The 15,006-nt window shown below is 60.0% G+C and carries 16 protein-coding genes and 2 pseudogenes; 14 read left to right on the forward strand and 4 right to left on the reverse strand.

Annotation, left to right across the window (positions count from 1 at the left end):
• The first annotated feature begins 136 nt into the window (after nt 1-136).
• Nucleotides 137-1,528 carry an MBL fold metallo-hydrolase RNA specificity domain-containing protein gene (locus AX729_RS09570; protein ID WP_082770392.1) on the forward strand — a complete coding sequence of 464 codons (1,392 nt, stop codon included), beginning with the start codon at nt 137-139 and terminating at the stop codon, nt 1,526-1,528.
• A 16-nt stretch (nt 1,529-1,544) separates the two neighbouring features.
• Here the strand turns inward: AX729_RS09570 and AX729_RS09575 are convergent, their stop codons facing one another.
• Nucleotides 1,545-1,796, reverse strand: coding sequence for a hypothetical protein (locus tag AX729_RS09575; protein WP_061022322.1), 252 nt, complete (start codon nt 1,794-1,796; stop codon nt 1,545-1,547).
• A 359-nt stretch (nt 1,797-2,155) separates the two neighbouring features.
• On the opposite strand from AX729_RS09575, the gene AX729_RS39555 reads away from it, so the two are divergent.
• The 9 genes and pseudogenes from AX729_RS39555 to AX729_RS09615 all read left to right on the forward strand — a co-directional run bounded on the left by AX729_RS39555 (nt 2,156) and on the right by AX729_RS09615 (nt 8,692).
• Complete coding sequence (locus AX729_RS39555) at nt 2,156-2,623, forward strand: hypothetical protein (RefSeq protein ID WP_197433564.1); 468 nt, start codon at nt 2,156-2,158, stop codon at nt 2,621-2,623.
• A gap of 278 nt (nt 2,624-2,901) precedes the next feature.
• Nucleotides 2,902-3,711, forward strand: a complete 810-nt coding sequence (locus tag AX729_RS09585; RefSeq protein WP_063817236.1) for an FkbM family methyltransferase — start codon at nt 2,902-2,904, stop codon at nt 3,709-3,711.
• 150 nt (nt 3,712-3,861) lie between these two features.
• The gene (locus AX729_RS09590; RefSeq protein ID WP_502542676.1) at nt 3,862-4,092 is read left to right on the forward strand and encodes a four-helix bundle copper-binding protein; all 231 of its coding nucleotides are present in this window, start codon (nt 3,862-3,864) and stop codon (nt 4,090-4,092) included.
• 362 nt (nt 4,093-4,454) lie between these two features.
• Nucleotides 4,455-4,733, forward strand: a complete 279-nt coding sequence (locus tag AX729_RS41095) for a c-type cytochrome (protein ID WP_245325108.1) — start codon at nt 4,455-4,457, stop codon at nt 4,731-4,733.
• 130 nt (nt 4,734-4,863) lie between these two features.
• Nucleotides 4,864-5,105, forward strand: a pseudogene (locus tag AX729_RS38525) (PilZ domain-containing protein).
• 546 nt (nt 5,106-5,651) lie between these two features.
• Nucleotides 5,652-5,993 carry a hypothetical protein gene (locus tag AX729_RS09600; RefSeq protein ID WP_061022341.1) on the forward strand — a complete coding sequence of 114 codons (342 nt, stop codon included), beginning with the start codon at nt 5,652-5,654 and terminating at the stop codon, nt 5,991-5,993.
• A 215-nt stretch (nt 5,994-6,208) separates the two neighbouring features.
• Nucleotides 6,209-6,958 carry a YqaA family protein gene (locus tag AX729_RS09605; RefSeq protein ID WP_197433565.1) on the forward strand — a complete coding sequence of 250 codons (750 nt, stop codon included), beginning with the start codon at nt 6,209-6,211 and terminating at the stop codon, nt 6,956-6,958.
• A 108-nt stretch (nt 6,959-7,066) separates the two neighbouring features.
• Entirely contained in the window at nt 7,067-8,227 is a 1,161-nt protein-coding gene (locus AX729_RS09610; protein WP_502686907.1) for an OpgC domain-containing protein, read from the forward strand.
• Nucleotides 8,228-8,278: 51 nt separating this feature from the next.
• Nucleotides 8,279-8,692, forward strand: coding sequence for a DUF1622 domain-containing protein (locus AX729_RS09615; protein ID WP_024343377.1), 414 nt, complete (start codon nt 8,279-8,281; stop codon nt 8,690-8,692).
• An 8-nt stretch (nt 8,693-8,700) separates the two neighbouring features.
• On the opposite strand, the gene AX729_RS09620 is transcribed toward AX729_RS09615, so the two are convergent.
• Nucleotides 8,701-10,446, reverse strand: a complete 1,746-nt coding sequence (locus tag AX729_RS09620) for a DUF3141 domain-containing protein (RefSeq protein ID WP_082770394.1) — start codon at nt 10,444-10,446, stop codon at nt 8,701-8,703.
• A 404-nt stretch (nt 10,447-10,850) separates the two neighbouring features.
• Between AX729_RS09620 and AX729_RS41760 the strand changes: the two genes are divergently transcribed.
• A complete protein-coding gene (locus AX729_RS41760) occupies nt 10,851-11,528 on the forward strand; it encodes a hypothetical protein (protein WP_502542757.1) in 678 nt (225 codons plus the stop codon).
• Between the two features lie 38 nt (nt 11,529-11,566).
• Nucleotides 11,567-12,082: pseudogene (locus AX729_RS41765) on the forward strand (hypothetical protein); the annotation flags it as partial.
• A gap of 362 nt (nt 12,083-12,444) precedes the next feature.
• Here the strand turns inward: AX729_RS41765 and AX729_RS41100 are convergent.
• On the reverse strand, nt 12,445-12,810 hold the full coding sequence (locus tag AX729_RS41100) for a hypothetical protein (protein ID WP_245325107.1): 366 nt from the start codon (nt 12,808-12,810) through the stop codon (nt 12,445-12,447).
• Nucleotides 12,811-13,337: 527 nt separating this feature from the next.
• On the opposite strand from AX729_RS41100, the gene AX729_RS09630 reads away from it, so the two are divergent.
• Together AX729_RS09630 and AX729_RS41770 are read left to right on the forward strand one after the other, a co-directional pair.
• The gene (locus tag AX729_RS09630; RefSeq protein ID WP_156456842.1) at nt 13,338-13,889 is read left to right on the forward strand and encodes a hypothetical protein; all 552 of its coding nucleotides are present in this window, start codon (nt 13,338-13,340) and stop codon (nt 13,887-13,889) included.
• Between the two features lie 311 nt (nt 13,890-14,200).
• Nucleotides 14,201-14,434: an XRE family transcriptional regulator gene (locus tag AX729_RS41770; protein WP_082770397.1), complete on the forward strand. Its 234-nt coding sequence runs from the start codon at nt 14,201-14,203 to the stop codon at nt 14,432-14,434.
• 339 nt (nt 14,435-14,773) lie between these two features.
• Here the strand turns inward: AX729_RS41770 and AX729_RS09635 are convergent.
• Nucleotides 14,774-15,006 (reverse strand): c-type cytochrome (locus AX729_RS09635; RefSeq protein ID WP_502686906.1); only part of this gene is annotated, 233 nt, incomplete at its 5' end.

The raw sequence follows: 15,006 nt of genomic DNA on the forward strand, positions 1-15,006 counted from the left end.
CCAACCGGATCAATAAAGCGCAACCGAAATCTAGCTTCTGCTTGACCGGCCGCCGAAGCGCTCCGATCTTCCGGATCTCCGTTGAGCCGCTCGCCAAACGGAGCGAATGGTCTGGTCAGCAATTCAGAGGGTCGGAATGAGTCTGAAATTGTCTTTCTTGGGTGGAGCGGGGACGGTTACAGGCTCCAAATATCTTCTCGAATCCCCGTCCCATCGGATTCTCGTCGATTGCGGTCTCTTTCAAGGCGGTAGGTCACTTCGCGAGATGAATTGGGAAAGATTTCCGATCCAGCCGGCCGGCATCTCCGCTGTCGTCCTAACCCACGCGCATCTCGATCATTCCGGCGCGCTACCCCTTCTCGTGAAGCAGGGATTCGCCGGAGCGATCGTCTGTTCCGAAGCGACAGCCGCCCTATGCGAGGTGCTGCTGCGCGACTCGGGGCATCTGCAGGAGCAGGATGCACGATTTGCCAACAAGCGCGGCTTCTCAAAGCATAAGCCTGCTCTTCCGCTCTACACAGTAAAGGATGCCGAAGCCGCCCTACGTCTGCTGAAGCCAACATCGTTTCACGATGACCACAGCCTGCCGGGCGGCGCAAATCTGGTACTCCGGCGCGCCGGCCACATCCTGGGGGCTTCCTCGATTGAGATAGAGTGGGAGCGAACCTCGATCGCATTATCCGGCGACCTTGGTCGGCACGACGATCCGATCATGCTACAGCCCGAGCCGCTGGCAAAAACCGATTACCTCGTTATCGAATCGACCTATGGCGACCGCTTGCACCCAAAGATTGATCCTCAACGTACAATCGAGGAGATCGTCGGCACGACGGCGAAACGCGGTGGCACGGTGGTCATTCCGGCGTTCGCGGTTGGCCGTGTTCAGGCGCTGCTTTACTACTTGGCACGCATCAAATTGGCCGGCGGCCTGGCCAACGTGCCGATCTTCCTCGACAGTCCGATGGCGGTCGACGCGAGCGAAATCTTCTGCAAATTCAGGTCCGATCACAAGTTGTCATACGAGGAATGCAAGAGAACGTGCGCTGTCGCGACCTATATCCGCTCCGTCGAGGATTCGAAGCGCCTAAGCGACAGCCCCGTTCCGAAGGTCATCATTTCCGCGAGCGGAATGGCGACCGGCGGCCGGGTGCTCCATCATCTGAAGCGCTTCGCGTCGGATCAGAGGAGTACGGTCTTGTTTGCAGGCTATCAGGCCGAGGGGACGCGAGGGGCGGCGATGATATCCGGTGCTAGGACGATCCGGATCCACGGCGAGGATGTCCCGGTCGCCGCCGAGGTTCGCAACATCGATGCCCTTTCTGCACACGCGGATGCCGACGAAATAATCGAATGGCTCAAGAGCGCCGGGGCGGCACCGAGGAGGACGTTCGTTACTCATGGCGAGCCGCGAGCCGCCCGGGCGCTGCAGACTCGCATCGCGAAGGAACTGGGATGGACCTGCATCGTGCCTGAACGAACTCAGGAGGCTCGGTTGAACGAAGCAGTGATCCCACAAGCCAGTTCGTAGGATCACCGCGCTCCGATCATTGATCCTTCTTGGGCCCGATATGATGCGGCAAATCGGACTTGGGTCCGCCGCCATAGTGATGGCTGCCGCCGGAGGACTTCTTCTTCGGGGCCGTACTCTCTTTCTTTCCCATGTGGTGCGGCTCGGCCCTTGGTCCACCTGAATAGTGATGTCCGCCATCGCTCGGGGAAGGGGCGGTCTGCGCGATTGCCGGCAGCGTAACGAAGGAGGCAATGGTTGCGGCCAAAAACAACTTGCGGGCGTTCATTTTCTTTCTCCTGTTTCGACGAAGTTCTTAAGGGCAATCAAACCAGATGTCTGATTCAGAAACAATCAAGCTCAGTCTCAAGCGGTGCAGTTGAGCCAGATCAAAAGTTGCCCGCCTCGAGGCGGTCTGCAAAGCACAAAAAGAGGGCAGCGATTCGCGACGCGTGAGGCTCGGATTTCTTACAGGTTCATTCGAGTTATTTTTGAAGATCACTTCCGGTCACCAACAACTAGCAGAGTAGGATCTGCAGAAAGGATGGTCGGTACTCCACGTGGTGAACTGCTCTTCCGGCTTCGCTTCGAATATTTTTCGGCCTACATTGCAACAACGATTCGTTGCGGCGAAGGAAACGTTCGAGTTTGTTGACACGCCTGACCAAGGCCAAGCGATTGAAGGCAGGTAAGCTACTCGCTCTGCTCTATCTGCTTTGCTTGCTGGCATCCCCGCTTGGGTTTGCATTCTCCTCGCGCGCCGCTTCCTGTCTCTTCGAAGATGAACACGGCAAGGGCATTGCCCACGTTCACGAGGAGGTGGACCATGCGGTTGCCTACGTCCATACCAGCCATTGCGTGCAAGATCATTCCGCACCCGTTCAAGAGGCAGACGATGACGGAACCGGCGAACGATCGGCGAATGTAGTGGACGAGCCTGACCGTCGTAAGTCCTCGCACGGTCAATGCTGCGGAATGCTGTGTGTCAACGCATTGGCGGCGGAGGTCGTCGAATTGATAAACCCGCCCGCGCTGACCTCCCGCTGGGAGTTCGCAGCATATCGGCGGACCGCGGACAACGATCCGGCCGCCCTTTACCGGCCACCGAACTTCTGAACCCATCCTAGCGACGGGCCGTGTGTCCGCCGCAGCGGGCGCTGCGACCGATGTCGGTGCAGGGAACATCCCTACGCAGCTTGGGCCGCTCTGGCGCGGTTCGTGCGGAATGCGAGCCATTGAGTTCACAGATGCGGGCCGTTCGTCGGAACGACGACGAAAGCCATGGTGCTGGTGGGGGCATCGTCCCTTGGCCTCACGGCGGAGACCCCTGTGTACGCCGAGTGCGGCACGGCGGCGACGTCTTCTGCGCGGTAACCGTTCGCCAGCGAGGAATCATGGGAATATCGTCACGCGGCGCCTCAGCTCTCTCCGCGCCGGAAACGCTGACGTTCGATCGGAAAAGCGGACGTTTGGCGGGAGCAAGCTTGCTCGACCGGGCGACCGTCTTGGCTCTGCAGGCCGGGTCGGTTGCCACAGAGCCGTTCGGTCACCATGGGTTCGTCGATTGCGGCGCGAACTTCGGATACTGGTCGGTCCTCGCCTCGAGCAAGCCCTTCGGTGCGCAACAGGCGATTGCGATCGAGGCGGGCGGCTTGAACGTGAAGCATCTGAACCGGAATGCTGAGCTGAATGGGAATCGCTTCCGTTGCCTCCACGCCGCGATCGCCGGTGGCAGCGGATTCGCGCGAGTCACGGGGACAAGTCACGAGAAGCTCGAAACCGTGCCGGTGGAACGGTCCGAATCGGGTGCGGTCAAAACGGTATCCCTCGATGGCCTTGCCGAGATGCGGGTCATCGACGCGTCGCGGCCCCTGGTGGTCAAGCTGGACGTGGAAGGGGTCGAGATCGAGGCGCTGCGCGGCGGGCGCGGCGTGCTGGCCGGAGATTGCCTAGTCATTTGCGAGGAGCATGGCTCCGATAGGAAGCATTCCGTGTCGCGCTATCTCATGGAAGAGAACTCGCTTTCGCTGATCGTGTTCGATCCTGCCGTCCGGAGGTTCGTCAGGCTCGACGATCTTCGCCTGCTCGACCGCATGAAGCGACACCGGTGGGTCGGTTACAACGTCTTCGCCACGTCCGGTCGTGCATGGAAGGAGTGCCTACTTTCGGCTTGCAGCCTGCCGGCCGGATGGGATGCAGGTTGAGCCACGCAAGGGCTGAAGACTGAATCTGATTATCGATGTGCTCCAGGACAAGGAACGGGAGATAAAGTTTGATGGAAAGGGACATGTCTACGTGCATCGACTGCTGCCTGCACTGCTACAGGACGTGCCTCGAGTGGCTCGACGCGTGGTTTGGCCGGAAACGACGCGGAGCACATTCGGCTGATGATGGCGTGTGCGGAGATGTGCCGCACCACCGCGCACATCATGCTGTTGAGATCGCCTCACCACGGCCATGTTTGCGAGGACTGCGCGGCGATCTGCACCGAGTGTGCGAAGGAATGCGAACGCACCGGTGGTATGGAAAGCTGTGTCGAGGCGTGTCGTTTCTGCGCCGAAAACTGCCTGGCGATGGCGATCTGAATACATCGACGCCGGGCTGAACCGGAGGGTGTCGCCGTGACCGGCACCGAGGAAGGCGAAAGGTTCGATTGTCCACCGGAGGGGTCGCGATCCGGACTCGAAGGATTCTAATTCATCAGATGCCAATGAGGACCGCTCTTGCATCGATCGCAGTTGTGTTCGTCCTCGCGATTATCTCCGCGGGGCTGTTCGTCGCGTCCGGAGCTTACGACGTCGGCGCCGATACCCCGCACTGGCCCGCAACGAGAGCGACGATCGAGCTTTTCCGCGACCGATCCATCGCGGTATGCGCGCGGTCGGTCAATCCGCCAAATCTTGCGGATGAGCGACTGGTGTTGAAGGGAGCCGGACAGTACGCGGCGATGTGCGCGAATTGTCACCTCGCGCCGGGCATACCGGAGTCGGAGTTGCGGCAGGGCCTCTATCCCCGACCGCCGAACCTCTCCCGGTACCCGGTCGATCCCCGGACGGCCTTTTGGGTCGTGAAGCACGGACTGAAGATGACCGCGATGCCGGCTTGGGGACGCGAGCACGATGACTCCACGATATGGAGCATCGTCGGGTTCGTCTCAGGCTGCCCGAGATGTCGCCCCAGCAATACAGAGACATTGTCGCAAAGGCACCTCCGGACGAAGAGATGAGGCCCATGGAAACGCAAGGCGACGTACAGGGGAAGTAGTCGCCAAGCGATGCCTCGCAAGGCGCCGGTCATGAGCATTCGGCCCGGCATCCGTAGTAATCAGGCGCGAATGACCGGCGGGAGGTGACGAAATGGAGGAGCAACGATCGTCTGCTCGACGCAGGGTTCTCAAGTTCGGCACCATCTATGCGGAGGTGGGGCCATAAGTTGCATCGTACGCAACGTCTCCGCGACTGGCGCATCGCTAGAGATCGAATCTCCGGTCGGAATTCCCGAGAGGTTTAACCTGCTGCTTGATCGCGCAAGCCTGAAATGTCGCGTGGTTTGGCGGAAGGAGAGGCGAATCGGCGTGCGGCTTCAGATCGCCCCTTAATAAGGCGATGCGATTTTGAAAGCTTGGATCGGCGATTTGATGCGCCGCTGGAGGAACGAGTGCTAGGAGGCCTACGCGAGAGGAAAGAATGAAACGTTTCGGTCGATCGGGTCCCGCTCGCAGCGCAATGGCCGAGATCGTCGCCAGCTTTGGAAGCGCGTATCGGAGCCACTCTTCGTCTGGCAGCAGAAGTGCTTCTCGAGGAAGCGGTGGAAGGCCTTCCGTTTTGGCCCATGCGGGGGGCGTGCTCGGCTCCAACCGACTCGGCTCTCTGATGGTCAACGACTTGAGTGCCTCACGCCCTTCTTTCGATGTCGGCTGCAGTCGCTATCCGAGGTTCCCCGCTATTTTGAAAGCCGGTGCACTGCACGACCGCCGATTAGCGACGACGGGTGCCTCGATCTATTACACCGAACTGACGCAAAAAGATTGCTTGGCCGCACGGCTTCCATTTGACATTGGTCAATGTGAGCTCGGCGAGCGGCCATAGCGTCCCGACACCAGTCATCGAAACTGGCCGCCAAACATCACGAATTGGAGATCACGATGAAGTTCATCGGTCAAGGAAGGCTTGCGGCAGCTGTCGCGCTCGCAGCGATCTTGGGCGTGTCCGGGGTTGCGTCTGCCCAGCAGCAGACTCCGGACAATCAGAATCAGCAGAATGCCCCCCAACAGAATCCGTCCACTCAGCCGAGGTCCGGCATGGGCCACGAGATGATGCGGGATGGGATGGGCAAGATGGGGGACCAAATGCACCGAAAGGGAATGGAAGGCGACCATGGTCGGATGGGGTCGGGAATGAAGCAGGACGGCTCAGCTCCGTCGAGAGATTCAACCGCGACCACCGGCGCGAATCCTTCCGCTGCGCCGTCGACCGGCTCCAAGTAGCCTACCAAGGGAACGGCAGTGCTCGTTCGCCCGACAGATCAGAATAGCCCCGGACTGTCGGGCACACTCTGTTGTTGCCACAGGGAGATTTCCCTCAAGCGGCAACAGAGTTCGAATATGGATCGAACTGCTATCATCGCCTCGACGATCATAAGACGATGATACGCCTTGGAGGCCGGTGCAGGTCGACCATTGGGCGAGTTTCGAACCAGAAAATGGCGAACCTGCACCGGCCGATCTCGGCGGGTCGACTGAGGCTTTCAAGCCAGAACAGGGAGAACGGCTGCAAATGGCGCGGGCGACGGAGAGCCAATGATTGGTCACGCCACGACGCACAAATTCGTCGAGATATCCTCGGTCAGGCCGAGCGCAGCTCGTTTCCGCCGTTGGTTGGAGCGACCGCCTTCCTTTCCACGCTGACGATGAGCGTTCCCGTGGAGTGGTTGGTAGTCGTGGCGGCCCTGGCCTGCCGACGCCAATGGACGATGACCGCCTTGATGGCCGCCGTCGGAAGCGCGACCGCGTCCCTCGGCCTGTACCTCACCTTTCACCATTTCGGCTGGAGCATATTGCTTGCGCGTTACCCCGAGCTCGCGGACTCGCAAGCTTGGTCGCAGGCGACGGATTGGCTGTCGAAATACGGTCTCCTCGCCATATTCGCACTGATGGCCTTGCCGCTGCCCGTTCCCAAAGTGCCGATGCTCGCGGTAGCTGGAATCTATCGACTGCCGATCACTGACGTCTTCGTCGCCATTCTTGCCGGGAAGATCATCAAGTACTTGGCATATTCATATCTAGCCGTTCGCTTTCCCGAGGCCCTGCGCTTCCTCACCCAACGCGGTTCGCCCGCCGACCGCGTTCCTTATCGAGTACGAAGCCTGATGGTTGCCCGTATGACAACGAGCCGTAAGATACGAACTTTCGTCACCCCTGCCGGTGGCGCGGAAACACATCATCAGGAATGAAGGGGAGCAGGCTTGCCTGACGAAACGACTGACCGTGCGACCGGCAGGACGCTGCAGATAGCGATCTTCGTACGAGAGCGGCTTTGGGAAACGATCACCGTGAGATCTGTGCTGCCGAAGTCCCAGCGCGATCTCCGCCTCGATCTATTTCGCGGACTGGCGAACTGGCTGATCTTTCTGGGTCACATCCCGGACTCGGCGCTCGCCTGGTTCACCACCCGGAACTACGGCTTCAGCGATGGAGCCGACCTGTTCGTGTTGATCTCCGGATACACCGCGACCTTCGTATTCGGTAAGATCATGATGGATCGCGGCTTTGTAGTCGGAGCGACCAGGCTGTTGCGCCGAGTGTGGCAACTCTATGCCGCCCATTTGCTGCTTTTCCTGTTTTACCTCACTTCGGTGCATTACCTTTCGCACAGGTTCGATGATCCGCATCTCATGGATCAATTCAACGTCGCGCACCTCATGAATTTTCCCGTCGAGACGCTTTCGCAGGGCTTGGCGCTGAAATTCAAGCCGCTCAATCTCGACGTCCTGCCACTCTACATCGTGCTGATGGCGGCATTCCCGATCGTACTTTGGTTCATGCTGCGATGGCGGAACGCCGTCATGGTCGGATCGATCGGGCTATACTTGGCCGCTCGTCACTACGGCTGGAACTTCGAATCCTATCCTGCGGGAGTGTGGTACTTCAATCCCTATGCCTGGCAGTTGCTCTTCGTTCTTGGAGCCTGGCTCGCGCTCGGGGGCGCCGAGGCCAGTCGATGGCTGCTCCGTTTTCGGATTCTCTATGCGCTTAGTGCCGGCTTCTTGCTGTTTGCTCTCGTGATCACCCTGGCGGAGCGGATTCCGGAGCTACGACAGCTCATCCCCGATTCGATCGATGAAATGTTCATCCCCAACGACAAGACCAATCTCGCGCCTTACCGAGTGATCCATTTGGCCAGCCTGGTATTCATCGTCGTCGCTCTCATTCCCATCGACTGGCCCGGATTGCAGTGGCCCATCTTCAAGCCGCTGATCAGGTGCGGCCAGCAATCGTTGCCGATCTTTTGCGTGGGCCTCTTTCTTTCTTTCGTGGCCCATTTTGTGCTGGAATTCGGTTCGGAGGGGATTTTGGTCCAGCTCCTGGTCGGCGCCGCCGGCCTGTGCATCCTGACGATCATCGCTTACTATCGCACTTGGTCGAAGCAGGTCGACAAGAGTTTGTCTTCCGGGGGGAATAGATCGACGCCGGCAGGCGCAGGTGGCGAGCCGCAAATCTAGTCGACGGACCAAGATCGTCCGTCGGGTGGGGGAGCGTATGGTGGGACGCGGATGATAACCTCGGAGCGGATCTTCAACGAGCAAACGCAAGGCGCGATTCTGCACGGACTTCACTGGACCGCGTCGGCCATCGAGCTGCTCGGTGTGGTGGTGATCGTCTGCGGCGTGGTAGCCGCAACCGTCTGGTCGCTTCGCGAATTGCGGCACGGGGGATTTGCCGATGCATTTCGCTCTTATCGGGCGAACCTCGGTCGAGGCATTTTGCTCGGGTTGGAGTTCCTGATTGCCGCCGATATCATCGGTATGGTCGCGATAGTGCCGTCATTCGATCGACTGGGAATCCTTGCCCTTATTATCGTGATCCGCACCTTCTTGAGCTTCTCGCTTCAGATTGAAATCGAGGGCCGGTTGCCTTGGCAGCGGCGCACGTCGCTTGCCGACGAGGCTGATCGCGCCGAACTCTAAACGGGCGATCAGACCCCGCGAGAGGACGTACGGCTGTACAGGAACTCGAACATGCGTTCCAGCGCGGCGTCGCGATTTATTCGGGTCGCCTCGATCAGCGAGGTGGTCAGGCCGATGAACGTCCGTTCGGCGCCAAGGTACGGATTGTCTCCTGCAAGCGGGACACGGGTATCGCGGATCGAGCTGGCAAGTTCCGGGAGTCCGCGGAGCCACGGCGAAAAGGATGACGAGAGCAGATAACGGCTCATCCGCATCGGGTGAAACCATTTGGCCGCTTCCGCCGTCAAGGGATTCGAGGTGGCCTGGACGAAGGGACTGAACAAGGTCCTGTAGATGGCTTCAGCCGCCTCCGAGAAATCCCTTATTCGCTCGAAAGCAGGATCCGGCGGCAGGAATTTGAGCTCTTCGACACGTCGGGATTCGAACCGAACCGCAAAAGGCAGATTGGACGCGCCCGAAGAGTCTGCCTCTTCGATCTTCATCTCGTATAGGCCCGGTGCCAGCCCTTCGATTTCCGAGAGGCTGGCAAGAATGGCCCGGTGCTCGCGTTGGGCAATCTTAGCGGAGACGAAAATTCCCAAATGGCCTACGTGGGGGTTCGTCAAATAGACGATGCGTTGGCCAGCCTGGATCAGCTGTTCCGTGGTCTTGTACACGACGGGAATCCAGCCGAGCGCCTGGTGCGGCGGCGTGATGTTGTCGCCGTAGGAGGCAAAGATCACGAGCGGGTTGCGGATGCGGCGAAGGTCGGCGAAGCAGTATTCACAGATTCGGAAGCGGCCGCCCTCGAGCTGATTGCCGATGAACAGGTTCTCGACGATCGCCAGGATTTCCTCACGGCTGAGGAAGAAGAAGCTCCCCCACCAGCGCTCGAAGTCAAGAAAGCGTTCGCGTTCCCGATCGATATGCGTGAACAGATCGGCGTATTTCTCCCACTGTGCCTCGGGCTTGAGATTCTCGAAGTTCTGGGCGAGCCAGGCGCCATCGAACCGGCCGTCGCTGAGATCGGACACGAGGTGTACAAGCCAGGCTCCCCCGTTGAACCCGGCGGCGAGGCGCATGGGGTTGATCCCTGCTTCTCCCGACCAATAGGAGAGGGGCGACCCGTTGAGTACCGCCGGACCGACTAGGCCACTGCAATCCGCCGAAAGCAGGGTGACCGCCCAACCGGCCTGACAATTGCCGTAAAGGATAGGCGGTCGATCTGGGTGGCGGTGGGCCACGGCTTCCACGAAGCGCCGGAGCGCGTGCAACACATCGGCGAGGGTTTGTCCATGACAAGGTTGCGGAAAAAACGAGACGAAATAGACAGGATTGCCGTCGGCGAGGGCGATGCCCACTTCGGAGTCCTGCTTGAATCCGCCGATGCCCGGCCCATGTCCCGCCCGCGGGTCCAGGATCAATATCGGCGGCTTCTTCTCGCTGCCTGGACCGCTGGCAGATTCGTGCTCGGGTAGGATGCGCAGCAAGACGTAATTGACCGGACGCTCGAACTGGCGCGCATCGAGAATCGTCTCGAAACGGAAGTCCAGGAGAGGCGGCAGCCCCCGGCGCTCATGCTCGATCAGATCGTCAGCTCGTTGTCGAAGCGTGTCCCAGAAGAGGATCGAACGCTCCCAAAAATCGCGACCGTATGCCCATAATGCGCCCTGATCCGTTGCGTACGATGGCCAAAGATGCTGATCTGGCGTGGATCTGCGCCATATCCGTTCGGTGGGCGCCGATGACGTCGCTCCTATTCTCGCCGTCGCCATGAACCCAACCGGCCAACGAGGCGACGGCGACTAGGCAAAACTCTCCAACTGAATATTGACGGCGAAACAGGCATGTTATTACAGCGGCCTGCGCATACCAGTGTGCACACCAGATCGCCGCAGATGGTTGCCGTGCGCCGACGCCGATATGATATCGAAAGGTCCCGCTGGATCGGCTACAGGACACGTCTATAACATGCCGATGATGGTTTGAATGACGGGAAGTGCGTCGGAAGCGTGCTCACGGAGTCGCGATGCGGCAATCCGTGAACGTCGGCGACCTTCGTCGGATTTCCTGAATCGATGTTTGGGCGAGCGAAATTTGATTGGCTCGCGGATACCGTCCTTTCTGGCCCTCCCGACGTCGGCGACGGAGGCGGGGCGCACCTTTCGCTAGTATGGACATGCCGACCCCGACACCTCCGACAAACTCGTCCAGGCGGGCCCACCGAGGCGCTCTCGCTCGGGCGTTCGCGACGAGTGATCTGCGTTCGATCTGCAGGGCCGTCGACGCGGCGGTGGTCGGAGAGGGAATCGCCAAGATTGCTCGAGCTGCGAAGGTAGACCGAACGACCATTTACCGCGCATTCCGCTGCGAGAGCGGACCTGCGCTGGACACGATGGTTAGAGTGCTACGCGTTTTGGGATTGCGTCTGATCGTTAAGTTCGAGCCATATCCGTCCGCGGAGGCACCTCGGCCGGTCTCGAAGACGACGGCTCGTTCGCTCGCGACGGCATTCAGAAGCGCCGACTTGGATCTGGCCATCGAAGCGTTGGCGGAAACCGTACGCTCTCATGACAATGTTTCGGAACTGGCGCGAGCGACGATACTCTCACGGGAGAATCTCTATCGCTCGTTCGCTTTTCCTCGCATACCGCGATTTCGTACCGTCCTGATCTTCCTGAACGCACTGGGACTGAGGTTGGGAATCGAGCGGCTGCCTTCGAGAGAGAACGGATCCGCATCGCAACCATCGGTCGGCCGGCAAGCTTCGCGGAAAGGTCGCCGACCCATGCGAGCGGATCATCTCGGTCTCGGAAGCAAAGCTTCTCGCAGGAGGCTCGAGCATTGCGCGCCCTAGGCTCCTCCCGAAGCTCGGTTCACCGAAGGATACGGAACGTGCGCCGACGTCCGGACCAGTTCGCATCGGTCCTGCCTCGCGCCTTGTGCTCAGGCGCGGTTCTGTTCGCAATCCTACCGGTTTCGGCAGGGCTGTCGGACGAATTTCGGGTCGAGCGGGTTCGGGTACTCGAGCGGGGAATTTTTCATGCCAGCAGCGGAAACCTGCCGATCGCTCATAGCAGTCTTGGCGCGGTCGCAAACGTCCGGAACGCCTCTCTGGTGCGGAGCACGACTACAATCCCTGCGCGCCAGTCGCTGCGATTCGGCCTGCGGTACGTCGTCGAGGGCGTTCCCGCCGGCGCGCGTGTGGATCTCAGGCTCGTCACCGTCTTTCCGGAGGCGGGATTGCTCGATCCGGCTTCGGAGGTTCGGCACTACGAAAGTGAGTATACCATTCGCGGCTCAATCGGCGCCCAGGCCTATCGCGAGTTCATGTTTGACCACACGTGGGAGATCGTAGCCGGAGAGTGGATCTTCGAGTTTTGGCACGACGGTCGAAAGGTCGGAAGCGAGACCTTTTGCGTGCTGGACGCCGAGTCCGCGCCTCATCGATCAGACCCGCCGAAGGCGAATTGCGGCTTCTTGATCGGACGCGGGGACTCCGGGAGAGAGGCCGCGGCGGGAGGTCCTGGAAAGGCTCGTAAGACGTCGCGCGCCGTCGTTTCGCGGCGACGAGTCCGATACCGCCCCTGCGGCACCACTGCCGGGTCGATCCGGTGCGGAGCGCAATCGCGAGGCCGGACCGGATCCGCGGCAGCCTTCGTGAACTATTCCATCGCGTTTCACTTCGTCGAAGGCGGCTGCCCACGCCCAAGCGGCGAATTGATCGCGGATTGGCCGGCTTCTGGACGGCTTCTCGCTGGTGCGATGGGGGCTCAGTCGCCGAAGTCGAGATTTCGGATGCCACCGGTACGCTCGGCAATGAACCGGGAAAGGAACTGTGCTGCGTTCTGCGGCCAGAACTCGTATCCCACCTTGCTCAGAAGCTGCGTATGGGCGCGTTCATCCTCACGGCCGACCCAAAGCTCATGAAAGGCCGCAATGAGATCGGCGTCTGCGAGGTCGATCGAGCCGATCAACATTTTGAAGCAGATTACCGCTTCGCGGTTTCGAATGTCGCTGCCGTCGACCAGCATCTCGGCGTTGCGCCGAATCGCGGCACTCTCGAAGATTTCCTTCAATACCGCACGAATATGACCGACATCCGATCCCATGCCTACTCGGCAAACTTTCGCGGCCATCGCGTTTCCAGCCCGTTCGATCCGGCCAATTGAGCCAACAAGCATTCGGGGATCGTCATTGCGGCTCTTGAGACATCGAACATCGAAAGGATGACCCCGCCTGGCGCCAAACAGCGCTGCCCCATCGTTCCCGCCGCAGCTGTTGTGCGACGGTTGGGAAGAAATGCCATGCCGTATGCATACGACTAGCCTTCTATAGACGTTGAGCTCGGCGAAAAATTACAGATGCAAGCCCGTAGTTGAAGCATGCAGATCTCGCATGCCGGCTATGGATGTAGCACGCCGGCGGCAGCATGATATCGGAATTGCGGTCGCTTTCGGTTCGCCAAGGGTGCATGCGGTCTGAGCTCGGCGACCTGACCCTATCGACCGGAAGAGTTATGGCACGAACATCTCAGATTGAGAGCCGATGCTGCGGCGCGGGGACTTCAAGTAAGGATTCTCCTGCTCGACGGAAGCGATCCGCGGGAGCAAGTGGCCACCGAAAATGTTCCGCCCATTCTGACCGCGGAGCGTCGCCGCGTCGGATGGCTGTTGCGCTTTGTTTGATTGGAGCTGGCGCCGGACTTTCACTTCTCGACGTCAACACGTCCGTCACTTGTCCTGGCGAGACGATCTTATCGGGGTTTCCCGGGTGGACGATGGCCGTTGCCGCAGGCTCGTCCCTGCACCAGCAGATTCGACGCCGATGGAGGCTCTTCTTCGGTCCGTACCCGCTGCTGATGATGGCCACCTGGGCGAACAAGATCGGATTGATCAAGGGAAATGGAGAAGCGGTCGCCTTCCTCGATCAGCTGCGTCGAGCAGCGATCGAGGGAGAACTCGAGTTCTATGGACAATCGATCACGGCGACGGGCGTGGAACGCGAATTGACCAAGATACCTGCCACCCACCTTCGGACGTGCGCGATAAGTCTGGGCACCTCAGGTGTGCGGGGGAGGAATGAAGAGACATATACCTACGATCCAAATCCAACGGCTTCGTGGGCCTCGCGGCAGGTCGGCCACTTCTGCAATTTGCATGTGAGCAGGAGAGTGCTGGGGATCATTCAGAAAATCTGGGAAGACGCCCATAGGTGAAGCGGCCAGTCGTGGTGGCGATGCGAGCCGAGTTCCAACCAGTGATTCACGAGATCGGAAACGCGCGGTGGGCGGATTATTCCGTCCTAGAGCAGCGGAGCTAAGCGAATTTCAGATCATTCGATCCAAATACGTGCAGCAGAGGAAGCGGGTCGCAACCGCTCTGCCGCGAACGCCAAACTGGCTTCTTGAAATACTTCAGAAAATGATATGTCGTGATGGCGACTGTAGAAATGGAAATCTACTGGTAGGCCGGCACGCTCGGGGCAACGTATTCGCCAATCTCGGTGCCCGACGCGTAAACCCGACTTCTGAAATCGAGGCTTGTTGGCAAGATCGACGAGGTCAGCGAGAAGCGCGGCACGGTCCAGGCCGAGGCCGGCCGGATCACGGGCATCCCTCAGCCGAAGGTCTCCGAACTCCGTAACGGACGCACGAACGACTACAGTGTCGAGCGCCTCTATCGGCTGCTAAACAATCTCGGGGTCGGTGTATGCGTTGCGTTGGAAGAGCGTCCCGACTGGACGAACCCCACCCGAACATGAGCCATCCTATTCGATGGGGATGTAGTTGAAGGGGGCACGACCCCCTCAACGGAATTCGGGAGGCTGCTGCAGCGCCAGGATCAGGTTAGCCTTATCCCTTAAGGTCGGAAGCGCACCTACCACGGCGCGGAGTATGCTCCGCCGCTACGGCCAGCGCCTGCCCGTCGATACGCCTTCATCCATTGGTGGAGACGGAATCGTGAGCCAGACATCGTCTCTTGACGCGATCGCTACGGACGAGGCGAGGATCACCGGCAGAGCGCGGGTTGAATTCCGCCGACCCTTGCTTTGGGATCGACTGGCGGCCAAGTCCCTGTCTCGGACCACGGGCGCGCGCAGCTAATCGACCGCCTTCACGACATCCGGCGGCTGCGAGGCATAGTAGGCTGCCGCTTCGTTGATTTCCTGCGGTGTCATCGCGCGCGCGATGTTGCGCATCTGCTGGCTGATGTCGTTGCGGCGCTGCCCCGAGGCGAAGGCCAGCAGCTGCTCCCTCATGTAGACCTCCGACTGGCCTTCCAGCCACGGGCTGCCGACCTTGTTGTCGAGGCTGCCATGGCAGGAGCCGCAGG

This window comes from Bradyrhizobium sp. CCH5-F6 (assembly GCF_001556045.1).
Taxonomy (GTDB): domain Bacteria; phylum Pseudomonadota; class Alphaproteobacteria; order Rhizobiales; family Xanthobacteraceae; genus Bradyrhizobium.